The following is a 22767-nucleotide window of genomic DNA, read 5'->3' as shown; positions in this document are numbered from 1 at the left end:
AAAGTTTTTTCTATTTGGGGTAAAGGTCCAAAAATTACTCCATATTTTGAAATTTTAATTTTCTTACTTGCAATTGACAGATAAATGAATAGAGTGTATAATATAAGTATCAAAAGTATGAGAGGCGATAACTATGACATACTTCGAAATAGCAATGATGCAGGATTTAAAGCCTATAAAATTTAATCTATTTACGATGAAGAAATGTAATGCAATTACATGTATTCATAATTGCAATGGTTTTTGCTGCGCTTATTCGCAAAATTCTAAATGCGATTTCGAAGAGGAAATCAAAGTTCCTGAACAATAACTTAAGCGGTCTTTTGGGACCGCTTTTGTCATTAGTCTACTATTTTTTCCGCCAATTCGCTCATGTTATATTTTAGCTTTTGTTCCCTGGCAATTCTCAAAAGTCTCAAATATTCTTGTCTCGCAAAGTCGTACTTCAGTCGAGCCAATTTTATCTTAAGGTAGTTGTCATTTTCTAACATCTCTAAATTTCTCTCTGCTTCTTTCATTGCCTTTAGTGCTTTATCTATTTCCTGCAGCAATGTGTTACCTGTAATTTCCATAACAACCACCTTCTCTTCACGGGCTCTACACCTTTCATTATATTAAAGTCATTTTTTATTTAGTACTCCTCTTAACAATTTCCTCACATGGCCTATCATGTAAAGAGATCCACAAAAAAGGACCATATCCTCTTCACCTGCCATTTTTAGTGCTTCATTCACTGCCTTGTCAATTTGGTCTACTGCGAACACACTATTTCTAGAAATTTTGCTGGCAAGGTCTTTTGCCCCACAGGCTCTATCGCTTAGCGGAGTAGTAGTTATAATTACATCTGCCACAGGAGTTATGATATTAAGCATTTTATCTACTTCTTTATCTTTAAGCATCCCAATAACCAAAATTAATCTCCTATAATTAAATAATTTCAGGCTTTCTTTCAGTACTGTCATCCCCTGCGGATTGTGTGCACCGTCTATTACTACGTACGGCCTTTTTTTCATGACTTCTAATCTCCCAGGCCACTTCGCATTCATTAAGCCTCTTTTTATTGCCTCTTCGCTTATCTGATATCCATAAATATTCTTAAGTTTTTGAATGACTTCCACCGCAAGAGAAGCATTATAAATCTGATGAGTACCCAGAAGAGTTATCTTCAAATCCTTAAAATTTTTATAATCAAAAACCTGAAAATCTGAATTTTGCTCTTTTATCACTATATTATTTTTATCCAGGATAGTTAAATAGGCTTCTCTTACCTCACAGGCATCACTAATCACTTTTAAGGCCTCTTCTTGCTGGTAAAAACTTACTACAACTCCTTTCTTCTTTATTATCCCTGCTTTTTCATAGGCTATATCGCCTAAGGTATTTCCAAGCTTGTCCATATGGTCATAATCAATAGAAGTTATAACTGAAACGAGTGAAGAAGAAATAGCATTTGTGGCATCAAATCTCCCCCCCAGTCCTACTTCCAGCACCACAAAGTCTACTTCTTCATCGGAAAAGTATTTAAAAGCAATGGCAGTGATGACTTCAAACTCTGTTGGATGATTATATCCTTCCTGTACCATCCTTGCAATTATTGGCTTTATGTACTCTACATAGTAAACGAGCTTTTCCCTGGAAATATTTTCTCCATTTATTTTCATCCTCTCTTCAAACTCTTCCAGGTAAGGGGAAGTATAAAGAGCCACTTTATAGCCAGCTTCTTTTAAAATGCTGCTTATAAAAGAAGAAGTGGACCCTTTTCCATTGGTCCCTGCTACATGGATAATTTTGAGATTTTTTTCAGGATTCCCCATATATCCTAAAAGCCTTTTTATATTTTCAAGTCCTAATTTCATGCCGAACTTGTAAGTACTGTGAATGTACTGGATAGCCTCTTCATATGTCATTTGCCCCATCCCCTATTTTAAGTTTATAAAAATAGTCCCATTAAAACTTCATCTACATATTCATCGCCTATTTTGAACTGCTTTTTTCTCCTCCCCTCTTCTATAAAGCCAAATTTTTTGTAAAGATGTATGGCTACTTCATTTGTGCTAAACACGCTCAGACAAAGTTTCTCATAACCTCTACTCTTTGCCCATTTTATAGCCTCTTCAAAAAGCCTGGTGCCAATTCCTCTATTTCTAAAGCGCGCATCCACACTTATTCCTATTTCTCCAATATGCTGCACTTTTGGAGACCTTCCGCCATAGTAGCGGAAGAGGGTGAGACAGCCTACAATCTCACCCCCATAATCTGCTACGAGAATCAGGTCCTTGGTCCTGTCGAGATTTTTAATAAGCTGCCTCTCCTCTTCTTCCGTCCAGTTGAAGCTCTCCGAGACTATATACACTTTTTCTTTTCCAATGCTATTTAAAAGTTTGACTATGCCCTTGGCATCTTTTACCTTCGCTTCCCTTATTACAATCTCTGGTTCTTTCTTTTGCCTTTTTAAATTTTTGAAAAGAGAAATCATAAAACTCCCCCTGACAGGATTAACTATTTAAAAGGCTCAATCTTTCCTCTATGTTCTTTAACATAGCAGTGTACTTTTCAAGCTTTTCCCTTTCTGCATTTACCACTTTTTCAGGAGCCTTTTTGACAAAATTCTCATTGTTCAAAAGGCTTTGAGCTCTTTCAATTTCCTTCAATACCTTTTCTCTCTCCTCTTCAAGCCTCTTTATCTCCTCTTCAAGGTCTATAAGCTCTTCTAAAGGTACGGCTATCAGCCCTGCGGAAATGGCCGCACTCATAGCTTTTTGAGGTATGTTGTCTCTGTTTCTTTCAATTGCCACTTCACTCGCTCCAGCAAGTTTCATTATATAGTTTTTACCAGACTCAAAAATTTTCTCATGCTCTTCTTTCTCCACAGCTATTATTACTTTTGCCTTCTTAGAAGGAGATACATTGGCTTCCGCCCTTATATTCCTTATAGCGCGTATAGCCTCCATTATAATTTCGGCTTTTTTGGCGTCTTCTTCAAAGTTTAAATCTTCCCTGTATTTTGGCCATTCTGCCACCATTATGCTTTCCCCTTCATGGGGCAAATTCTGCCATATTTCCTCGGTAATAAATGGCATGAAAGGATGCAAAAGCCTCAATGTATTGTCAAGCACATATCTTAATACAGATTTTGTAACTTTCTTGGCTTCCTCATTGTCGCTGTAAAGGACAGGCTTGCTAAGCTCTATATACCAGTCGCAGAACTCGCTCCACACAAAGTCGTAAAGCTTTGAAGCGGCAACTCCCAGCTCAAATTTTTCTAAATTGTCTGTTATTTCTTTTACAATGTTATTGTATCTGGTCAATATCCACTTATCTGCAAGGGCTAGATTGTCAAGGTACAGATTTGTATCATTTTCATCCAGGTTCAAAAGCACATACCTGGATGCATTCCACAGCTTATTCGCAAAATTCCTGCTGTGCTCTACCTTTTCCCAGCTAAATCTCATGTCATTTCCGGGCGCATTTCCTATTACAAGCGTAAAGCGCAGTGTATCAGCTCCATACTTCTCTATAACCTCCAGAGGATCTATTCCATTCCCCAATGATTTGCTCATCTTTCTTCCAAGGGCATCTCTTACAAGTCCGTGAATTAACACATACTTAAATGGTATTTCTTTCATAAATTCAAGGCTCATGAATATCATTCTTGCGACCCAGAAGAATATTATGTCATAACCTGTGACTAATACATCTGTTGGATAGAAGTACTTCAAATCTTCAGTCTCTTCCGGCCAGCCCATAGTGGAAAATGGCCACAACGCAGAGCTAAACCATGTATCCAGCACATTTTCGTCCTGATGTATGTTAGTGCTGCCACAGACCTCACATTTTACAGGATCTTCTCTAGAAACTGTCACATGGCCGCAATCTTCACAGTACCAAGCTGGTATTCTGTGTCCCCACCACAGCTGCCTTGAAATGCACCAATCTTTTATGTTTTCCAGCCAATTTGTGTAGATTTTTTCAAACCTCTCGGGTACAAATTTTATTTTGCCCTCTTTTACTACCTGTAAAGCTGGCTTTGCCAGAGGTTCCATTTTGACAAACCACTGTTCAGAAAGCAAAGGCTCAACAACTGTATCACATCTGTAGCAATGACCTACATTGTGGACATGCTCCTCTACTTTCAAGAGAAGTCCTTGTTCCTCAAGGTCTTTCACTATTTTTTCCCTAGCTTCATACCTGTCAAGGCCTTCGTATTTACCTCCGTTTTCGTTTATTGTCGCATTCTCATTCATTATATTTACAAAAGGCAGGTTATGCCTTACACCTATTTCAAAATCGTTGGGGTCATGAGCTGGAGTCACCTTTACAGCTCCTGTTCCAAAGGAGGGGTCCACATACTCATCCGCAATGACAGGTATCTCTCTTCCTACAAGCGGAAGTATTAAAGTCTTGCCAATTAAGTGCCTGTACCTCTCATCTTCAGGATGCACAGCTACAGCTACATCCCCCAGCATGGTTTCAGGTCTTGTTGTAGCAATTACTACATAGTCCTCTTCCCCTTTTACAGGGTATTTGATGTACCAAAGATGTCCTTTATGCTCCTTGTGCTCCACTTCTGCATCTGACAAGGCAGTATTACAGCTGGGGCACCAGTTTATTATTCTATTTCCTTTGTATATAAGGCCTTTTTCGTATAAGGACACAAAAACTTCTCTTACAGCCTTTGAACGCTTTTCATCCATTGTAAAGGCTGTCCTTGTCCAGTCGCAGGAAGACCCCAGTTTTTTGAGCTGACTTAAGATTCTATTCTCATACTTATCCTTCCATTCCCAGGCTTTTTCCAGAAACTCTTCTCTGGTAAGGTCTTTTTTAGTCTTCCCTGTTTCTTCTCTTATTTTATCCAAAACCTTTATTTCTGTGGCTATGCTCGCGTGGTCTGTGCCAGGAATCCAAAGGGCTGCATAGCCCTGCATCCTTCGCCACCTTATCAGTATATCCTGCAGGGTATTATCCAGAGCATGTCCCATGTGAAGTTCTCCTGTGACATTCGGAGGGGGTATCACAATAGTAAAGGGCTTCTTTTCTGGATCAATCTCTGGAGTAAAAAAGCCTTTTTCCATCCAGAAAGAATATATCCTGTCTTCAAACTCCTTAGGATTATACGTCTTTGCTATATCTTTCATCCCTCACACCCCTTAGACCTTTGTTTTATCTTCCTCTTTAAAAAAACCCTTTCACCCAAGGAAGGGCGAAAGGGCATTCCGCGGTACCACCTTCATTTATCACTCACGCTGTAACGGGCAAAACCCGATCAGGCCTACTCCAATTTCGGCCCGCAGGCTCCAGAACTACCTTCGGTGTACCTTCGGCGGGACTCCTTTCAGCCCATGGGATGTCCCTCTCTGTAGCCAGTGTACACCTACTCCTCTCCTTCACAGCCTAATATTTCATTTTGATATATAATATATCCAAAGTTTCCGGACTTGTCAATAGATCCTTTCAAATTCGCTTTTTTAAATTCCTCATCCCGTTTAAAAAGCCAGGCACTTTTTCCTTCGGAAAGCGCGGCCAAGTTATAGCTATCAGGAAAAGCAGAAAAGCCACTATTAAAAATCCGTAAAATGGGATATGGACAAAGCTTGTGTATATCATAAGAGCATAGGGTATTGCCTGAAGCCCTTCTGCAAGAGTAGTGGATGGGAAATAGTAAAGTAAAATTACAGAGCCAATAAAAATTCCCCATCCCGCATAAACAGGAATGTAATTGCTAGAAGTCAAATAATAAAGCACTCCCGCAGATACCGTCATGTCAGCGTAGAGGTCGTGCTCCCCGATCCAGTCTTTGACTTTTACTTTTGAAGCTCTCGCCAAAAATCCGTCAGCAACATCACTAAACCATGCAGTCATAAAGAGCAAAACCACGGCCTTTAAAGCCTTCCGCCCCTGATAGGCCCCTAATCCCCCAATGATTATGCCTATTACTGCCCTGCCGATAGTTAACACATTGGCAGCAATTTTTAAGGCAGGCATATTATCTCCCCCTTTAAATTTTCAATTACTCTCTAGTAAAACAACTTGCTAAAAAGACATAAATGTCGGGTGAAAATCACCCTCTTTTCATACCTCTTACTATAACAATGGGGGTTCCCTGGTCTGCTGATCCGGCTAAAAGGTCCGCAAGCGTGGCTGCTATGCTCACCAGTCTTCTCGGAGTAGTACCTAAGTCGCTTTGTTCTTCCTGATTTTGACTTAAAATCTCCTCAATCTGGTCTCTGCTGTAGCCTTTGTTGTACAAGGTATCTACTGCAAGTTTTAGTTTCTTTCCTTCCCTTAATTTAAATCCTCTCAGCCGTTCCGATGCACCTAAAGATGGATATGGGTCTGCCAATTCATATATACCAGTATCCGGGTCTTTATAGGCTCCGTCGCCAAAGATTAGCACATCCACATCTTTGCCCGTCTTTTCTAGTATTTTTTCTCTTATCCTCTCCGCTGTGCCATCTGCGTCTTCAGGAAGCAATTTCAATACCCCTTTCTGATAGTCAGAAACATTGGAGCCTATAACTCCCCAAGGAGCAGGGCCTATTTCCTCCAGCGTCTTCACAGGAACCTTTGCTCCAAAAGCCAAGAAAAGGTCTTTCCGGAATTTCCTTGCATGGACCTCTCCCAGAATTATTCCGTCCAAATAGCCCATCTCATATACTTTAAAGGGGTTGTTTGTAAATATTACCTCGCCTTTTGCCCCTGTTTCTTCAATGAGGTCCAAATACAACCTCCTGTAGTCTATCCCTGTTATAGGATGCTTGAACATCTCATTGCCGAGTTCTTCGGAATATATAGCCTCATCATCTGCAAAGGCATCCAATTTATCGGCAAAAGAAATCTGATAAATTGGATTTTCATCTCCAGAAACGTATTTTAAAGCATCAAAGAGAACAAACTCTTTCCTTCCAAGGTCCACACCTGCTGCAAAGGCTTTGCGAGCTTCAGGCATGTCTGCCAAAATCTCTACAGCTTTTTTTGCAGCCTTTTGATGGTCTGTAAAAGTAACTTCTAAAGGAGCAATCAACCCCTCAGGAGTTCTCACAGTTATGTCTGATAGACCTGTTCCTAAAATTTTTCTCATGCCCACAATGCTATATCCCAGAGACTGGAGTATCAAAGCCGTTATCACTTCTCTAATCAGGATATTTAAGTGAGGCGTGCTTCCTCTCGCAGAAGTTAAATGCCTGTATACAGTCTTAAGTCCAAGGCGAATCCTTGCCATTTCAGGGTCTATCACTTGATTGCCCACTTCATCTGACGGAATTGGAAAAGTGACAATCACTCTTCCTCCATCAGTTGCCTTAGCTATGGCCTTCAAAACAAGGGCAAATCGATTTCGACTGGCGATAGGATACACAACTGCCAGTGTGCTTCCTGGGTTTAATTTAAACCCTTCTTTGATCATTTTAGACAGGTCATCACAGGTCACATACCTGTTCTGAGACCTTGCCACAACCGCTTCTGTAACGCAAACTATGTCTCCATCCTCAGCAATTCCTTTAACCGCATCAGAGACAATCTCTGAAATATCATCATTTGGCAAGATAAGTCCTGTCTTTACAGCTAAAGCCTGCGCTACAACCAATTCATTCTTTTCTGACATCTTCCCACCTTCCTTTTTCAGCCCTTCCTTTACTACCTAAAATTTCTATCCCAATTAAAATTATACCTCAAATCCTTTGATTTGACTACATAATTTATCAGGCTAAATTTGCACAAGTATGATATAATGATATTAAGGAAAGTATTGCATTGAAATCGAGGTGTAAAAAATGTTGAGATTTAATGTAAAGGCAATCACCATGGACGTGGAGGGCAATTTTTCCGTACTTTTGACAGATGAAAATGAGAAAAAAGTATTGCCGATAGTGATAGGACCATTAGAGGCTCAAAATATCGCGATACCTCTTCAAGGAATAAAACCTCCAAGACCTCTCACCCCAGACCTTTTAAAATCAGCAATTGAGGAGCTGGGCGGAAAACCAGAAAAAGTGGTTATAACTGACCTTAAAGACGACACCTACTACGCGGAAGTTCATATAAAACAAGGAGATAAACTTATAAAGCTGGATTCGAGACCGAGTGATGCCATAGCTTTAGCGGTTCGCACTGACATGCCAATATACCTAAATGTAAGACTTGCGGAATTTACCTACGACATGGCAGATTTAAAATTCGAAGATAAAAATGAGTAATTCATTGTCCCCCGCAAAGGGGGATTATTTTTTAGAAAAATAGTTAACCAATTTTAAAATATGGTTGACAATTTTCAGCACAGAATTTATAATATAGCCATGAAAATTTCAATTGAGGGGGCAAAAAAATGATAAAAACTAAAGACATGACTATGGCATCCCTATTTGCTGCTATAACTTTTATAATGGGGTTTGTAAAAATACCTCTACCTTTTTCTCCTGTGCCAATAACAGGACAGACATTTGCAGTGATGCTCGCAGGAGGACTTTTAAATCCTGTCGCTGCTTTTTTGAGCCTTTTTGTCTTTGACCTTTTGGGGGCAGTTGGAGTGCCGGTCTTTTCCGGCCTGACTGGTGGAATAAACGTCATCGTAGGACCTACAGGAGGGTACATACTAAGCTGGCCCTTCGCTGCTTTATTCATCTCTTTGACCTTGAGGAACAGAAAGGTAAACTTTTTTAACGTACTTCTTGCATATATTCTATTTGGAATAATACTGGTCTATATCGCAGGAATAACGCAACTATCATTTGTTGCGGGCATATCTTTGAAAAAAGCCATTATGGTAGGAGCTCTTCCTTTCATACCCGGGGATATAATAAAAGCCATTGTGGCATCTTACTTGACTTTAAAACTAAAGCCAGTAATGGAAATATATAATAAAAGGCAGGGGTAATCCCTGCCTTTTATCTACCTCCTCTGTACTGTTCTTTTGCTCCAAAGCCCTGACCAAAACCGCTCATTTTTCCAGCATTATTTTTGCCATAGCCCATTCCAAGCCCTAATCCAGAACCTTTGCCGTATTGACATGTTCCATCCCAAGAGCTTATTCTCTGCTCAATATTTTGCTTCATGGCGGAAGCTCTATCTTGTGTTATTTTGCCTTCTTTTACTAGCTGGTCTATATAAGCTTCTTTTTGCTCAATTAACGCTTTCTTCAGGCTGTCAAGTGTTATCCCATTTTCCTCTGCAATTTGGACCATTGTCTTTCCTGCCTTTAACTCATTTAAGATTTCGTCTGCGCTTTTTCCAGTCAATTTAGCTAGAAAATCTGCATTCCTGCTCATGCCATACCTTGGAGCTTCACTTGAATACTGCTTTGTTTGTGGAATATTCACCGTGCTGCCATTTGTTGCAGCATAACCTGCCACTCCACTTAAAAGCATTCCTCCTGTAAGTACTACTGCTAGAGTCTTTTTAAAATTCATCTTAACACCACTCCTTTTTTTATTTTTTGCTGTTACATTTATATAATACCCCTTTAGTTTGAGTAACCAATAATGAAATTGTGAAAAGGCTGTGAGCATTTTCACATAATAATGTGAAGTTTAAAAGAAATAAATAAAAAGGTGGCAGAAGCCACCCTATATTGAATTTCCACTTCCCTGAGGTGTCACTGTAGAATCGCTATTTTTCTCAAACCATTTGCCTTTAAATCTATTTTCAAAACTTCTTTTTCCTTCAAAATGCTTGAAAAAGCCCTGAGGCAATCCATTTTGCTCTATATTCTTTACCATCTCATCAATTCTATTTTTGATTGTATTTCCTTGATCTTGTGTGATTGTTCCAAAGCTTACAAGTTTGTCAACTAGCTGTTTTTGAAGCTGTGCCATTTGTTTGAAATAATTGATAAGCTCATTTTTCTGCTGTTCTGTTAACTTCGATGGGTCAATTCCCTTTAAAATAAACCCAAGCCCGTCTTTTCCACCAAACATAGCGTATAAATTTTTGTCAGCGTTAGCTACTGCATTATCTATAGCATTTATAATTTTATTTGCCTGGTCCTGAGTAAGAACCCCTTCAGATACCAGTTTATTTACCAAATTTTTCTGAAGTTCAGCCATTTGTTTGTATATATCTTCTAAAGCCTTTTTCTGTTCATCTGTGAACTTAGAGGTGTCTATTCTGCCTATTCCAAAAAATCCTCTGTCAAATCCCTTTCCGCCCATGAAGAAAGGAACGTTGTTTTCATTTGCCTTAGAAACTCTTTCATCAATGTTTTTAATTATATTGTCTGCCTGCTGCCTTGTTATAAGCCCTGCATCCACAAGCTTGTTTACAAACTCCTTTTCAAGGTCTGCAATTTTCTCGTTGTAATCAGAAATCATCTGTTTTTGCTGAGGTGTCAATTTAGATGTGTCAATCCCAAAAAAGCTCTTAATTTTTGCTCCAGCCTCAGGATTTGCAGCAAAAACTGTAAGAGGAATTGCCAAAGCAAGTATTACCGCTAATGCGATTAACCATTTGTTTCTCTTCAAGTTAAAGTACCTCCTTTCAATAATTTTATTTTCATTATTTATGATATCCCTAAAGTGTGACACATTTTTTTAAAATCTGTGAGGAAAGTGTGAAAGTTTAATTTAAAATATTGTAAACTTGCCGAAAAAAAAGTAAACTAAAGTTGGGAGGTGTTTTTTGATGCACAAAGTTCTGGTAATTGAAGATGAAGAAGGAATGAGAGATATATTGAAAACTTATTTAGAAAATAATGGATATCAAGTATTAACAGCAGAAAATGGAAAAGAAGGCCTTGACCTCTTCAACGAAAACAAAGATATAAAGATAATCCTCTTGGATATAATGCTCCCTGATATAAGCGGATGGAGCCTTTTAAAAACAATAAGGGAAACATCAAAAGTTCCTGTGATGATGATAACAGCAAGAGGAGAAGAATACGACAAACTTTTAGGCTTTGAATTGGGGGCAGATGATTATGTAGTAAAGCCCTTTAGTCCCAGAGAAGTAGTGGCCCGTGTAAAAGCAATTTTATCAAGGACATATGGCTCTCAAGATGATGGAAAAACAGAATATCAAGGGATTGTCATGGATGTTCATTCGAGGGAAGTCACTGTTGATGGCAAAAAAATTGAGCTCACTCCAAAAGAATTTGACCTTTTAAAGCTTTTACTGGATAACAAGGGAAAAGTTGTATCCCGCGAAAAATGTCTCAATGAAGTCTGGGGCTACGATTTTTACGGAGATTTGAGGACAGTCGACACTCACATAAAACAGCTGAGAGAAAAATTGGGTGAGAAAAGAAATCTTATAAAAACTGTGTGGGGAATAGGTTATAAACTGGAAGGTGACTGATTTGAAGGGAATAAGGAAAAAACTTTTTATATCATACCTTTCCATAGGAATGGTAGTACTTTTGCTTTTCTGGCTGACACAGGTAGTCTTCATAAACAGAATATACGAGTATTACAAGATAAATCAATTAAAAAGCTACAGCGAGCAGATAGTGCAGGCCATAAACAATAACAATGAAATGCTAATAAGCGAACTCATAGACAAGTCAAATGCAAGAGTAATAGCAATCACAGAAAACGACATAGTAATAGCTGGAAACAATAGAGGGCATGGAATGAGAGGACTTGGAATCCCTGAAATACTCTTAAGGCCTACTAACACCACAAAAGTCGTAAAATACGAACACCCTTTTCTCCACATAGAATACCTCTCAATTGTGAGGCCTTTTTTGTACAACGGCAAACCCGCTATCTTAATTATGAGTTTACCTGAGGCTTCTATAAACGACTCTGTCAATCTCTTTAAAGAGGTCTTCTGGTGGATCTTTGCACTCACCATAGTTTCTACTCTTGTTGTGTCCAGCTATATGTCCAAAAAATTCACTCGCCCAATACAGATCCTAAAAAATGCGGCCCATGAAATCGCCTCAGGAAATTTGAACGTAAAAATAAATTACAAAGAGGAAGATGAACTGGGAGATCTGGCAAAGTCCATGAACACAATGGTAAAGCAGCTTTCTATAACAGACAAGTTTAGAAAAGATTTAATTGCAAATATAAGCCATGACTTAAAAACACCTTTAGGCCTCATAAGAGGATATTCAGAAATGCTTTTAGATTATTACGGAGAAGACAAAGAAAAAAGAGAAAAATATTTAAACACAGTAATCAAAGAAACAGAGAGGATGTCAAAACTGGTAGACGATGTTCTGCAGCTTTCTAAACTTCAATCAGGAATGATAGAGGTAAAGGAAGAAACAATTGACTTAGAAAAATTAATATTTGAGATACTTGATATATTTGAAATCCAAATTTTAGAAAAGAACATTGAAGTAAAACTTGAAAACTTGAAAGTTAAAGTCGTAGCAGATAGAGAGATGATAAAAAGGGCAATAATAAACATAATAAGCAATGCCATAGCAAGCATGGAAAATGGAGGAACGCTTTCTATCACCGCAGAACTTCAGGATAAAAACGTCCTCATTAAAATATCAGATACCGGATGTGGAATACCGGAAAAAGACCTTGAACATATATTTGATAGATTCTACAAAGGGAATAAATCTGGAACAGGACTTGGCCTTGCAATAGTGAAAGAAATACTTACCCTACATCAAAGCGATTTCGGAATAAGGAGCAAAGAAGGAGAAGGGACAACTTTTTATTTTACTTTAAAAGCGGGGAAATAGCCCCGCTTTTAAGATTTAAAAAACTTATCTTCTATTTCCTTCATGATAGCCCTGTAAACGTCATTTATCCCTTCACCTGTCTTCTTTGAAACAGCTTTTACATCCTCATACTCGGGATAGGCTTTAATGAGCTTTCCATTAAAATACCCTTTTTTGACTCTTATATTCCCATAAGGCGTAGTAATCTCTTCAATTTCTCTGTCCAGCTTGTGTCTTAACACTTCATAATACCTTATTCCAAAAGTAGTAGTCTCTTTGAAAATTACCTCTTTTAGCCTTAAAGCCTTCTCCTCTTCACATATAACTGTAATAAGCGCACCTGGCCTCTGTTTTTTCATGATTACAGGTGTTAAAAAAACATCCAGAGCTCCATTCTCAAAAAGCTTATCAAACAAATATTGATAAAATTCAGGATTCATATCGTCTATATTTGTCTCCAAAACCATCAATGTTTCAGGTTTTTTTTAACTTCCTCTTCTCCTACGTAAGTCCTCAATAAATTGGGTATCTCAAGGTCCCTCATACCTGCACCGTATCCGACAGAATGTATCACCATATCTGGAATACCACCAAACTCGCCCGCCAGAGTCTTTATAATCACGGCTCCTGTCGGAGTTACAAGCTCTCCCTCTATATCTATGCTTCTCACCGGGATTCCTTTTAAAAGCTCAACCGTGGCAGGGGCAGGAACAGGCATAAGTCCGTGCTGCGTGTGTACAAATCCCGACGTTACAGGAAGAGGGGATGATACAATTTTATCCGGCTTTATCATGTCAATTAATATAGCAGTCCCTATCATATCCACAATAGAATCCACAGCTCCTACCTCGTGAAAATGAACTTCTTCCACGCTTCTGCCGTGAATTTTCGCTTCCGCTTCAGCCAGCCTCTCAAACATTTCAACGCTCAATTTTTTTACTTTCTCAGAAAGCTCACTTCTTTCTACAATCTCTTTTACATCCTTTAAATGCCTGTGATGATGCTTCTCCTCCTGATAGATTACCTTGAAAGTTTTCGCGCTTATAGTATTTTTGCGCGTTGTATTGATCTCAATATCAAAATCTTTCAGTGCGATCTTCTTTATTTCTTTTTTAAACTCCTCTTCATCCACATGATTGAGCAAAGAGGCTATGGTCATATCTCCGGAAATCCCTGCAAAGCAGTCAAAATAAAGTACTTTCATTTTTCTTCCTCCCCTATCCTATTTATCAGAGTGGCTGCGTAAGCTGCACCAAAGCCGTTGTCAATGTTAACAACTGTGACTCCGCTAGCACAGGAATTTAACATGGCCAAAAGCGCTGAAAGCCCTCTGAAATTCGCACCGTATCCGACACTCGTCGGCACGGCAATCACAGGAGCACTCACCAGCCCACCCAGCACTGTGGGAAGAGCCCCTTCCATCCCTGCCACTGCAATTAATACCCTGCACTTTCTTATTTCATCTAGCTTGTGAAGCAGTCTATGTAGTCCTGCAACTCCCACATCGTAAAATCTCTTTACAGTATTTCCCATAAGCTCAGCAGTGACAGCCGCTTCCTCTGCAACAGGTAAATCAGAAGTACCAGCTGCAACTACCCCTATAACTCCTTTTGTCTTTTTTAACGGGGTATTCTTCACAGAAATTATTCTGGCCTCTTCATAATAGATAGCCTTATCTATAACCTCTTTTACTGCTTCAAAATGCTCTCTTGATGCCCTTGTACCAAGGACATCCACCTCTTTTCTATGCATAGCCAAGGCTATTTCTCTAACCTGATAGGGAGTCTTTCCCTCACAAAAAATGACCTCAGGAAAGCCTTTCCTCAGCTCTCTGTGATAATCAATCTTGGCAAATCCAAGGTCTTCGTATGGCAGATTCTGAAGTATATTTAAAGCTTCCTCCTGTGATATTCTGCCTTGTTTGAACTTCTCCAAAACTTCAAGTATCTTTTCCCTATACATCCTCTACTCCTCTCCTCTTAGGATTAAGACTGCCAGTCCTGTAACCTTCAAGGTCTAAAGCCACATATTTAAACCCTGCTTCCTTAACACCTTCCACTATTTTCTTCCTAATATCCTCTTCAAAAACTCTTTCCATATCTTCTTTCCTTAACTCTATCCTAGCCACATCCCCGTGATATCTCACTCTAAATCCATCAAAACCTAAACTCTTTAGACTTTCCTCTGCCTTTTCAACCATAGAGAGCTTCTCATAAGTTATTTCTTCTCCATAAGGAATCCTAGAAGCAAGACAGGCATAAGAAGGTTTATTCCATGTCGTAAGGTCCATCTCTTTTGAAAAAAGCCTTATTTCTTCTTTGGTTATCCCGCAGTCCAAAAGAGGGCTCAGTATGCCCAATTCTTTTAATGCTTTTCTCCCAGGCCTAAAATCATTGACATCATCCGCATTAGTCCCTTCGACAATGTAATAAAATCCTCTTTCCTCCGCAATATCCTTAAGCTTTGAAAACAGGTTTTTCTTACAAACATAGCACCTATTCAAAGGATTAGACTTAAATTCCTCTATCTCAAGTACCTCCTCATATCTAACCACCAAATGGGGAAAACCCAAAACCTTCGCTAATTTTTTACTTTCTTCTATCTCCCTTTTAGGATGCAGGGGTGTTGAAATAGTGACGGCCAGCATATCCTCTCCAAGCTCTTCATATGCCACTTTTGCCAAAAAAGTACTGTCTACCCCTCCAGAAAAAGCTACTAACACCCTCTTTAAATTCTTTACATAGTCTCTTAACTTCTCCAGCTTCTTTATATACTCTATACTAACACCCCCCTATGGTATACCCATATGCTGCGTATAATTATTTTAACACAAGAATGAAAAGAAACAAAATGAAAAATAAAGGGCTAACTGGTTGCCCAATGTTTTTTATAATTGTCCATAATTTCTTCAACTGTTGCAACTCCAGTAGTACCAATCTTTTTAACAACAACACTAGCTGCTAAGTTTCCCATGAAAACTGCTTCAACTTTCTTGCCACCCGTACCTAAAACAAGTGAAAATATGGACAAAAAAGTGTCCCCTGCACCACAAACATCCAAGGGGGGTGTCAAGTTAACAGTAGGAACGTAATATTTTTTACTAGTGTCTTTTTCTACGTAAATAGCCCCACGAGCTCCTAATGTAACACATACATCACTTCTTTTTTGTATAGAAAATTTTTCTGCAAATTCCAACAATTCTTCGATAGATAATTTTTGGGGATCTTTTTCTATACCCATAGCCTTAAACATTTCTATATCATTTGGCTTTAAAATTACATCAGTAAAATAACCTATTCTTTCCCTACTGTCCACTATTACTGTTAACCCTTCTCTTGAAAAATTTTCTATTTTTTCTCTAACTCTAGGAGTGATACACCCAAAACGCATCTGATCGACTACGCAAAGCACATCTATTTCTTTAGCTACTTTTTCTAATAATTTTATTAATTCATCCTCTTCCTTCTGAGTAATAAGTCTAAAATTTTCAAAATCTATTCTAGGATCTTCATACTCTACATCCGAAAATCCTCGTTTTAATGGTTTACAATATGCATTTGTAACCCTTTCATCACTTCTGATTAGAAAATCAGTAATTATACCTCTTTTCTCTACTTCCTTTATAAATAAATCTCCTCTCCAATCTTTACCAATAATACTCAGCAAGAAAAGTTTTTCTGGTTTTAAAGCCGCTATATTAGTAGCAACATTACCTGCAGCACCTGGTGACATCCACTCTTCTACTATAGGGAGAGGAAAATGGGGAGTTTCTCTAGAAAGCTCACTTTTTCTCATATCTGCTCTCCAATATATATCTAATGCTACATCTCCTATTACTGCTATTTTACCTTTTCTTAATCGATGAAGAAGTTCCGTTACTCTCTCCTCTCCGATATCTTTTACAACTTCATACATTGTCCTCAATCCCCTTTTCTACATAAGGCATCTTTTCGATTAATTTCTTATATATATTTGGTATAGTAATTTTGTGATCCCCGCAAAAGTGCCATCCTTTACCTCCTCGACTAGTAGGTCTGTTTACTATATTTTTTCTTGGCCTGTAATAATAGTGGGGATTATCATATCCAATCCTCTTTTTATAATCCCCCAAATCAATAAGATCAAAATTAGCGGTAGTAATGTTATAAGTTTGATATCCAAGGTTCCTTGAAATAGAAAAAGCCTTTAAAAATACCTCCGGCCCTATCACAGCTGAACCAAAATTTAAAAAAACACCTCTATCTAAACGAGATATGGAGTAACAAAACTTTTGAAAATCAATTCCACTTGTTTTCCCTATAGCAGCAAAATCAACAATCGGATGCTGATTAAAAATATCTGTACCTATTGCCACGTGGTAAGTAGCAGGAATTCCATTTTTATAGGCTTGATAGAGAACACAATATTCTTTATAAGGAAATTTTTCCGAATGCCTTTCAATATATTTAGCTAGGCTTTCTCCAAATCCCCAATCATTTCTAGCACCTTCTTGAATTGCCTCATTCATCCATCTACCAGTTTCTTCCCACATTCCAAATGTACCATCTTCTATAGCTGTAGGCACATCTTCCGAGGTGCCACCATTAAAAGCCAATTCAAAATCATGAATGCTAGTAGCTCCATTACCTGCTATATGCGTAATATATCCTCTTTCAATAAGCTCAATTATATACTTAGATAAACCATTCTTTATCACATGAGCTCCCATAAACCAAACCACAGGTCTTTTATTTTTCCTAGCTGTTATTATCCTTTCAATCAGTTCTTCTAACTCTTCTCCTCCCCAGTCAGGTACTTCAGCTTTTTTCGGATCTATAATATTTTTAATTTTTACTAAATCTTTTCTCCCCTTTACTGAATAAGTTTTTATATTTTTAAAACTTAATCTACCCGGTTTTATTACATTTGGATCACCCATCTTGTCCCCCTCCTTAAAAAAATTATTTACACTGGTTTTTAAGTCAAAATAATCCCTATATAATTCCTATCCATTTTAAAACTTGTTCTTTTTCTAAAAAATCTCCTATTATCGCATGTGCGCCTGCTTTTATAAGCCTTTCTCGTTTTATAAAATCTATCCCACCCAATTCATCTTCCCTACTCGCTACTCCAATAGTAAGAGCACCAATTTTTCGCCCTAACTCAATTTCTACTTTTCCATCTCCGAATATTACTATGTTCCTGGCATCTAAATGTTTCTCATTCAATAATTTGTTAATTAATATATCTTTAGAAGACATCATTTTATTGGGTGGTGCTCCCACGATTTCATCGAAAAAATCATACACTCCTAAAATTTTAGTTTCTTCAATCACGTCTTGAAAGTCAGTACCACTTGCCAAATAAATTTGTAAGTTTAATTTTTTTAGGTAATTTAAGAAGTCCTTGCTTCCTTTTACCATATAATCTTCAGGTCTTTTATCTTTTTTTAAAATGCTTTCAATTCTTCTATTTACAACCGCTTTTAATCTTCTATTATACTCATCTTTATACTCCCATGGATTTACCATTTCTTTAGGTGCCGTTTCTATTTGTCTTACTCTCTCTGCCAGCCATTGCATTTGAAAAATAGTTTGTATACCTGTAGAATAGTTGATATATTCTTCAACTTCTTTAGCAACCTCTTCAAAAGGTAAGCCTTTATTCATAAGCACTTCTATCATAAAGTTTTTCATTATTTGCTCCCATCCACTTCTTAGAGTGGAAATAGTCCCATCAAAATCAAAAACAGCTGCCTTTATAGAAATTTTTTTGGAATCTACAGGAATTAATATTTCCATCTCCACACCCTTTCATTGTTAAATTTAAGAGGTAAAAATCGCATAAAGCGATTTTTACCTCGTTCTTTTACATAGTCTCTCTACTTGGATTGCCCTTTATAGTACTCTTTAACTACTTCATCTACATTGTCCTTTGTCATAACTGTAACACCTGTGTCAACTCTTTTTGGTACTTCCTTACCCTGCAATTTATCTACAGCTATCTCTACTCCTTTATATCCCATCATATACGGATTCTGAACCATGGAGGCCTGGATATAATTTTCTTTAATTGCGTTAATTGTAGCTTGTGAAATATCAAATCCAACGACTTTTACTTTTCCTGCCAAGTCTTTTTGTTTTATAGCCATAGCTATACCAATAGTAGACCCCTCATTAGTGCCATAAAATCCAGCAAGGTCTGGATGAGCAGTTAGTATATCTAAAGCCTGGTTTAATGCTCTATTTTTGTCTCCCATAGAATACTGTGTGGTAATTATCTGTATATCAGGATATTTCTCTTTTAATCTGTCTTTAAATCCATTTTCCCTCATAATTGTGGTTCCTGAACCAGGTTGTGCACTTATTATAGCAATTTTCCCTTTACCGCCTAACAACTCACCTAGCTTGTCAGCAGCCATTTCAGCAGCTTTTATGTTATCTGTTGCAACAAAGCTAACATACTTGTCAGTTTTAACTGGTGAATCTATAAGTATCACTGGAATACCAGCATCAAAAGCTTTTTCTACTACTGGAGTTAAAGCTGTTTGATCCGTTGGGGCAATTAAGATAGCATCTGCCTTTTGATTTATAGCATCTTCCATCATTCTTACCTGTTCGTTTGGATCAGCTTTTTCTGCTGGAGCTCTAAAAGTTAATTGAACATTTCCTAATTCTTTTGCTTTAGCCTCTGCTCCTGCTTTAACTGCAAGCCAGTGTTCATCCATTGAATCCATCGTAATCAATACTATATTGTACTTTTTCTCTGAAGAAGCAGTTTGGGAAGATTCTTGAGTCGAAGATGATGAAGGAGTCTGTTGTTTGGAACTACAGCCTGAAAAAACTAAGGAAATAGCCAACACCAATACCAAAATTGTCAAGAAAATTGAACTTCTTTTCATACCTTCCTTCCCCCTTATTTTAATTTTATTTGATGATTTTGAAATACGGGACTTTTTTAATTTTCTACCCCATCACCCCCCTCAAAAACGTGTTTGTTCTAACGCCTTCTTATAGTATCTAAGAACACTGCTCCGATAATTACAGCTCCAATTATGATTTGCTGCCAAAAAGCAGACACATTTAACAAGTTTAAACCATTTCTTAACACACCCATTACAAAAGCACCTGCAATTGTTCCTAAAATAGTTCCTTCACCACCAAAAAGACTTGCCCCACCTATAACTGAAGCAGCTACAGCATCTAATTCATAGCCCATTCCAGCTGCCGGTTGACCTGAAATTATCCTACCAGCTACAATTATTCCAGCCCATACTGCTAAAAATCCACTTATTGCATATACTGCAATTAAAACTGTAGGAATATTTATTCCTGCTAATCGAGCTGCTTCTCTATTGCTTCCCACTGCATAAATGTATCTACCTAATTTAGTTTTTGCGAGGATAAAACCAAAAATTGCAATCAAGATGACCATTATTATAACAGGCACTGGTATTCTGAGTATTCTCCCCATCCCAAAAGCAGAAAATTCTAGTGGCACGTTTGTTATTGGAATACCACCTGTTAACACATATGCCGTCCCTCTAATTATACTCATTGCTCCCAAAGTTACTATGAAAGGAGGAATCTTACCGTATGCAATCAATGTACCATTTAACGTTCCTACAAATAGTCCTACCAATAATGCTATCACTATAGAAACAGGAATAGAAAATCCATTAGCCATTAAAAGCGCTGCTACCACACCACCTAACGCTATATTGGAACCAATAGAAAGATCTATACCACCAGTAATAATTACATAAGTTTGGCCCATTGCTATTATTGCTATTATAGAGGTTTGCAAAGCTACTGTTAACAAATTATCTACTGTTAAAAACTTGTCAGAAGTAATACTGAAAAATACTACCAAAATAGCAAGCGCTCCCCACGTAGAAAATAATTGTAATCTAGTAGAAAATTTTCTTTTGTTATTTGGTTCCGAAGTTACTACTTTTTTATCCAAATTTTGCATCTTAATTACTCCTTTCTTTTTTATATAGTGTCGCATAATACATTATTTCCTCTTGTGTAGTTTTACTAGTTTCAAGAATTGCAGTTATTCTTCCCTCGCACATTACTACTACCCTATCTGTAATTCCCATTATTTCTGGTAATTCGGAAGATATAACTATAATTCCTTTTCCTTCTTGCTTTAAATTATTCAAAATATTATAAATTTCAATCTTTGCACCTACATCAATCCCCCTCGTTGGCTCATCAAAAATGTAGATTTGCGGTTCTCTTAACAACCATCTACCAACAATAACCTTTTGTTGGTTCCCTCCACTTAAATTTTGAACTCTTTGAAAAAGAGACGGTGTTTTTATTTTTAAATCGCGTATTATTTTTTCTCCTATCTTTCTTTCTTTAACAGAATTTATCACGCTAAGCATATTTACTACATTATCCATGGTAGCTAAGGTAATATTAGCTAATACAGAAAGATTCAAAGCAAGTCCTGTCAACTTTCTATCTTCTGGAACATAGGCTAATCCGTTTTTTATTGCATCTATAGGTGAATTAATCTCTACTTTTTTGCCATTAATTAATATCTCACCTTTATCAAATTTATCAGCTCCAAAAATTGCCCTAGCCACCTCTGTTCTTCCTGCTCCCACCAACCCAGCAAACCCCAAAATTTCTCCTTCATATAAATCAAAAGAAATATCTTTTAATCGAGTCCCCTGTGATAGGCCATGAACCTCTAGTATTTTTTTACCTCGATTTACATATACTCTAGGATATTTTTCTTCTAGTTTTCTTCCTACCATATAGCGTATAATATCATCTATCGTTAAATCCCGGAAATTAGCTGTTATTATATGTTCGCCATCTCGCAGAACTGTAACTCTATCTACAATCCTATTGAGCTCCTCAAGGCGATGAGAAATATATATTATAGATTTCCCTTGCTTTTTCAGTTCTCCAATCACTTTAAATAGTTCTTCAGTTTCTTTTTCTGAAATAGCAGATGTCGGTTCATCCATTATAATAACTTTTGCTTCCATAGAAATTGCTTTGGCTATTTCTACCATTTGTTGTCGCGAAACGGAAAGATTTTTTACATACTCAGCTGGATCTATATTTACATTTAATTTTTCCAATATTTTTTTTGCCTCTTCATTTTGCTTTTTTTCATCTATTACACCATTTTTTACGAACTCCCTTCCCAAGAATATATTCTGGGCTACTGTTAAATGTAAACACAAATTTAACTCTTGGTGAATCACACTGATACCTAGTTGCTGCGCTTCTTTTGGGGAATTGATTTCAACCTCTCGTCCATCAAAATATATCTTACCAGAATCTTTTGAATAAACACCTGACAAAATTTTAATTAAAGTTGATTTACCGGCGCCATTTTCTCCTACTAAAGCATGTACTTCTCCTTTTTTAATTTCAAAATTTACATTTTTTAATGCTTTAACGCCTGGAAATTCTTTGCTTATATTTTCCATCCTAATCAATACTTCTCCCATTTTTTATCTCCTCGCTTACATTGAAATAGACTTTTCAAATTTACAATTATTCTTCAAAGAAATATTCTTCTATAATTCCACATAGGGCGTGATAAATAGGTAAATGATACTCTTGAACCTTATGAGTAACGTTTGCAGGAACATTCAATAATACATCACATATCTCTTTTGCTTTTCCTCCACTTTCCCCAGTAAAGCATATACTTGTCATTTCTAAAGCTTTCGCTGTATAAAGGGCATACAAAATGTTTTTAGAATTGCCAGAAGTAGTTAGTGCTATCAAAACATCTTCCTTCTTCCCTAATGCCAAAACTTGCTGGGCAAAAACTAAATCCGGATCTACATCATTCATAAAAGCAGTCAAAAAAGCTGTGTGAGCGGTAAGAGAAATAGCTGGTAGTCCACCCTGTAACTTTTCAGCAAGGATATTTCCCCATGGAAAGTCAAACTTCTTTAGCTTGTTTATAGTCTCCACATTTAGCAGCCTTTTCTTCATGAAGCCTTTTAAAAGCTCCCCTACTATATGTTCCGAATCAGCTGCACTTCCACCATTACCACATACAAGTAGCTTTCCACCTTTTTCATATGACTCTATAATAACCTCTGCAGCTGTTTTAATAGAGCTCTCCAGATATTTAAGTTCCGGAAATCTACTTACTAACTCATCAAGCATCCCCCAGTTTAAGCTTTTTTTCAT

Annotated in this window: 23 protein-coding genes and 1 other annotated feature; of the genes, 4 read left to right on the top strand and 19 right to left on the bottom strand. The window is 37.4% G+C overall.

Annotated features, from left to right (window positions below):
* Nucleotides 1-341: 341 nt before the first annotated feature.
* From TTE_RS03755 to TTE_RS03730, 6 genes are all read right to left on the bottom strand, one after another.
* Nucleotides 342-572 (bottom strand): hypothetical protein, encoded by a 231-nt coding sequence (locus TTE_RS03755; RefSeq protein WP_011025179.1) that lies wholly within the window; start codon nt 570-572, stop codon nt 342-344.
* A gap of 48 nt (nt 573-620) precedes the next feature.
* Nucleotides 621-1907: a bifunctional folylpolyglutamate synthase/dihydrofolate synthase gene (locus tag TTE_RS03750; protein WP_041587119.1), complete on the bottom strand. Its 1287-nt coding sequence runs from the start codon at nt 1905-1907 to the stop codon at nt 621-623.
* Between the two features lie 23 nt (nt 1908-1930).
* Nucleotides 1931-2476, bottom strand: coding sequence for a GNAT family N-acetyltransferase (locus TTE_RS03745; protein ID WP_011025177.1), 546 nt, complete (start codon nt 2474-2476; stop codon nt 1931-1933).
* 19 nt (nt 2477-2495) lie between these two features.
* Nucleotides 2496-5135, bottom strand: coding sequence for a valine--tRNA ligase (locus tag TTE_RS03740; RefSeq protein WP_011025176.1), 2640 nt, complete (start codon nt 5133-5135; stop codon nt 2496-2498).
* A gap of 58 nt (nt 5136-5193) precedes the next feature.
* Nucleotides 5194-5397 (bottom strand) — a binding site (T-box leader).
* Between the two features lie 54 nt (nt 5398-5451).
* Nucleotides 5452-5982 (bottom strand): CDP-alcohol phosphatidyltransferase family protein, encoded by a 531-nt coding sequence (locus TTE_RS03735; RefSeq protein WP_011025175.1) that lies wholly within the window; start codon nt 5980-5982, stop codon nt 5452-5454.
* A 76-nt stretch (nt 5983-6058) separates the two neighbouring features.
* Nucleotides 6059-7600, bottom strand: a complete 1542-nt coding sequence (locus TTE_RS03730; protein WP_011025174.1) for a coenzyme F420-0:L-glutamate ligase — start codon at nt 7598-7600, stop codon at nt 6059-6061.
* Between the two features lie 169 nt (nt 7601-7769).
* Between TTE_RS03730 and TTE_RS03725 the strand changes: the two genes are divergently transcribed.
* Nucleotides 7770-8192 carry a bifunctional nuclease family protein gene (locus TTE_RS03725; RefSeq protein WP_011025173.1) on the top strand — a complete coding sequence of 141 codons (423 nt, stop codon included), beginning with the start codon at nt 7770-7772 and terminating at the stop codon, nt 8190-8192.
* A gap of 128 nt (nt 8193-8320) precedes the next feature.
* Complete coding sequence (locus tag TTE_RS03720; protein ID WP_011025172.1) at nt 8321-8869, top strand: biotin transporter BioY; 549 nt, start codon at nt 8321-8323, stop codon at nt 8867-8869.
* A 10-nt stretch (nt 8870-8879) separates the two neighbouring features.
* On the opposite strand, the gene TTE_RS03715 is transcribed toward TTE_RS03720, so the two are convergent.
* Both TTE_RS03715 and TTE_RS03710 read right to left on the bottom strand, forming a co-directional pair.
* On the bottom strand, nt 8880-9401 hold the full coding sequence (locus TTE_RS03715; protein WP_011025171.1) for a DUF2680 domain-containing protein: 522 nt from the start codon (nt 9399-9401) through the stop codon (nt 8880-8882).
* 156 nt (nt 9402-9557) lie between these two features.
* Nucleotides 9558-10451: a YckD family protein gene (locus tag TTE_RS03710; RefSeq protein ID WP_011025170.1), complete on the bottom strand. Its 894-nt coding sequence runs from the start codon at nt 10449-10451 to the stop codon at nt 9558-9560.
* A 160-nt stretch (nt 10452-10611) separates the two neighbouring features.
* Here TTE_RS03710 and TTE_RS03705 point away from each other — a divergent pair, with 160 nt between their 5' ends.
* Nucleotides 10612-11283 carry a response regulator transcription factor gene (locus TTE_RS03705; RefSeq protein WP_031314269.1) on the top strand — a complete coding sequence of 224 codons (672 nt, stop codon included), beginning with the start codon at nt 10612-10614 and terminating at the stop codon, nt 11281-11283.
* A gap of 1 nt (nt 11284) precedes the next feature.
* Nucleotides 11285-12631, top strand: coding sequence for a sensor histidine kinase (locus TTE_RS03700; RefSeq protein ID WP_011025168.1), 1347 nt, complete (start codon nt 11285-11287; stop codon nt 12629-12631).
* Between the two features lie 8 nt (nt 12632-12639).
* On the opposite strand, the gene TTE_RS14470 is transcribed toward TTE_RS03700, so the two are convergent.
* From TTE_RS14470 to TTE_RS03645, 11 genes are all read right to left on the bottom strand, one after another.
* The gene (locus TTE_RS14470; protein ID WP_259082151.1) at nt 12640-13050 is read right to left on the bottom strand and encodes a LarC family nickel insertion protein; all 411 of its coding nucleotides are present in this window, start codon (nt 13048-13050) and stop codon (nt 12640-12642) included.
* Nucleotides 13051-13076: 26 nt separating this feature from the next.
* A complete protein-coding gene (gene larC, locus TTE_RS14465; protein ID WP_041587117.1) occupies nt 13077-13814 on the bottom strand; it encodes a nickel pincer cofactor biosynthesis protein LarC in 738 nt (245 codons plus the stop codon).
* Complete coding sequence (gene larB, locus TTE_RS03685; RefSeq protein ID WP_011025167.1) at nt 13811-14572, bottom strand: nickel pincer cofactor biosynthesis protein LarB; 762 nt, start codon at nt 14570-14572, stop codon at nt 13811-13813. Before larB ends, larC begins: the two co-directional genes overlap by 4 nt.
* A complete protein-coding gene (gene larE / locus TTE_RS03680) occupies nt 14565-15389 on the bottom strand; it encodes an ATP-dependent sacrificial sulfur transferase LarE (RefSeq protein WP_050724072.1) in 825 nt (274 codons plus the stop codon). Before larE ends, larB begins: the two co-directional genes overlap by 8 nt.
* A gap of 86 nt (nt 15390-15475) precedes the next feature.
* Complete coding sequence (locus tag TTE_RS03675) at nt 15476-16525, bottom strand: bifunctional ADP-heptose synthase (RefSeq protein WP_011025165.1); 1050 nt, start codon at nt 16523-16525, stop codon at nt 15476-15478.
* Complete coding sequence (locus TTE_RS03670) at nt 16518-17528, bottom strand: hypothetical protein (protein WP_011025164.1); 1011 nt, start codon at nt 17526-17528, stop codon at nt 16518-16520. The genes TTE_RS03675 and TTE_RS03670 overlap by 8 nt, the downstream gene beginning before the upstream one ends.
* 55 nt (nt 17529-17583) lie before the next feature.
* Entirely contained in the window at nt 17584-18390 is an 807-nt protein-coding gene (locus TTE_RS03665) for an HAD family hydrolase (protein ID WP_050724071.1), read from the bottom strand.
* Between the two features lie 80 nt (nt 18391-18470).
* Entirely contained in the window at nt 18471-19490 is a 1020-nt protein-coding gene (locus TTE_RS03660) for an ABC transporter substrate-binding protein (protein WP_011025162.1), read from the bottom strand.
* A 98-nt stretch (nt 19491-19588) separates the two neighbouring features.
* Nucleotides 19589-20563, bottom strand: a complete 975-nt coding sequence (locus TTE_RS03655; protein ID WP_011025161.1) for an ABC transporter permease — start codon at nt 20561-20563, stop codon at nt 19589-19591.
* A gap of 1 nt (nt 20564) precedes the next feature.
* Entirely contained in the window at nt 20565-22070 is a 1506-nt protein-coding gene (locus TTE_RS03650; protein ID WP_011025160.1) for a sugar ABC transporter ATP-binding protein, read from the bottom strand.
* A gap of 46 nt (nt 22071-22116) precedes the next feature.
* On the bottom strand, nt 22117-22767 hold the full coding sequence (locus TTE_RS03645; protein WP_011025159.1) for a D-sedoheptulose-7-phosphate isomerase: 651 nt from the start codon (nt 22765-22767) through the stop codon (nt 22117-22119).

Origin of the sequence: Caldanaerobacter subterraneus subsp. tengcongensis MB4 (genome assembly GCF_000007085.1) — a bacterium.
GTDB classification, from domain to species: Bacteria; Bacillota; Thermoanaerobacteria; order Thermoanaerobacterales; family Thermoanaerobacteraceae; genus Thermoanaerobacter; species Thermoanaerobacter subterraneus.
Note: the sequence above shows the minus strand (reverse complement) of the source record. Positions and strands in the feature narration are given on the sequence as shown.

Bases quoted from the DNA above. Each gene is read 5' to 3' on its own strand.
- TTE_RS03720 (WP_011025172.1), top strand. From the start codon at position 8,321: ATGATAAAAACTAAAGACATGACTATGGCATCCCTATTTGCTGCTATA.
- TTE_RS03730 (WP_011025174.1), bottom strand. From the start codon at position 7,600: ATGTCAGAAAAGAATGAATTGGTTGTAGCGCAGGCTTTAGCTGTAAAG.
- TTE_RS03650 (WP_011025160.1), bottom strand. From the start codon at position 22,070: ATGGGAGAAGTATTGATTAGGATGGAAAATATAAGCAAAGAATTTCCA.
- TTE_RS03725 (WP_011025173.1), top strand. From the start codon at position 7,770: ATGTTGAGATTTAATGTAAAGGCAATCACCATGGACGTGGAGGGCAAT.
- larB (WP_011025167.1), bottom strand. From the start codon at position 14,572: ATGTATAGGGAAAAGATACTTGAAGTTTTGGAGAAGTTCAAACAAGGC.
- TTE_RS03660 (WP_011025162.1), bottom strand. From the start codon at position 19,490: ATGAAAAGAAGTTCAATTTTCTTGACAATTTTGGTATTGGTGTTGGCT.
- TTE_RS03740 (WP_011025176.1), bottom strand. From the start codon at position 5,135: ATGAAAGATATAGCAAAGACGTATAATCCTAAGGAGTTTGAAGACAGG.
- TTE_RS03735 (WP_011025175.1), bottom strand. From the start codon at position 5,982: ATGCCTGCCTTAAAAATTGCTGCCAATGTGTTAACTATCGGCAGGGCA.
- TTE_RS03675 (WP_011025165.1), bottom strand. From the start codon at position 16,525: ATGTATGAAGTTGTAAAAGATATCGGAGAGGAGAGAGTAACGGAACTT.
- TTE_RS03755 (WP_011025179.1), bottom strand. From the start codon at position 572: ATGGAAATTACAGGTAACACATTGCTGCAGGAAATAGATAAAGCACTA.
- TTE_RS03705 (WP_031314269.1), top strand. From the start codon at position 10,612: ATGCACAAAGTTCTGGTAATTGAAGATGAAGAAGGAATGAGAGATATA.
- TTE_RS03645 (WP_011025159.1), bottom strand. From the start codon at position 22,767: ATGAAAAAAAGCTTAAACTGGGGGATGCTTGATGAGTTAGTAAGTAGA.
- TTE_RS03745 (WP_011025177.1), bottom strand. From the start codon at position 2,476: ATGATTTCTCTTTTCAAAAATTTAAAAAGGCAAAAGAAAGAACCAGAG.
- TTE_RS03670 (WP_011025164.1), bottom strand. From the start codon at position 17,528: ATGGGTGATCCAAATGTAATAAAACCGGGTAGATTAAGTTTTAAAAAT.
- TTE_RS03715 (WP_011025171.1), bottom strand. From the start codon at position 9,401: ATGAATTTTAAAAAGACTCTAGCAGTAGTACTTACAGGAGGAATGCTT.
- larC (WP_041587117.1), bottom strand. From the start codon at position 13,814: ATGAAAGTACTTTATTTTGACTGCTTTGCAGGGATTTCCGGAGATATG.
- TTE_RS14470 (WP_259082151.1), bottom strand. From the start codon at position 13,050: ATGAATCCTGAATTTTATCAATATTTGTTTGATAAGCTTTTTGAGAAT.
- TTE_RS03750 (WP_041587119.1), bottom strand. From the start codon at position 1,907: ATGACATATGAAGAGGCTATCCAGTACATTCACAGTACTTACAAGTTC.
- TTE_RS03665 (WP_050724071.1), bottom strand. From the start codon at position 18,390: ATGGAAATATTAATTCCTGTAGATTCCAAAAAAATTTCTATAAAGGCA.
- TTE_RS03655 (WP_011025161.1), bottom strand. From the start codon at position 20,563: ATGCAAAATTTGGATAAAAAAGTAGTAACTTCGGAACCAAATAACAAA.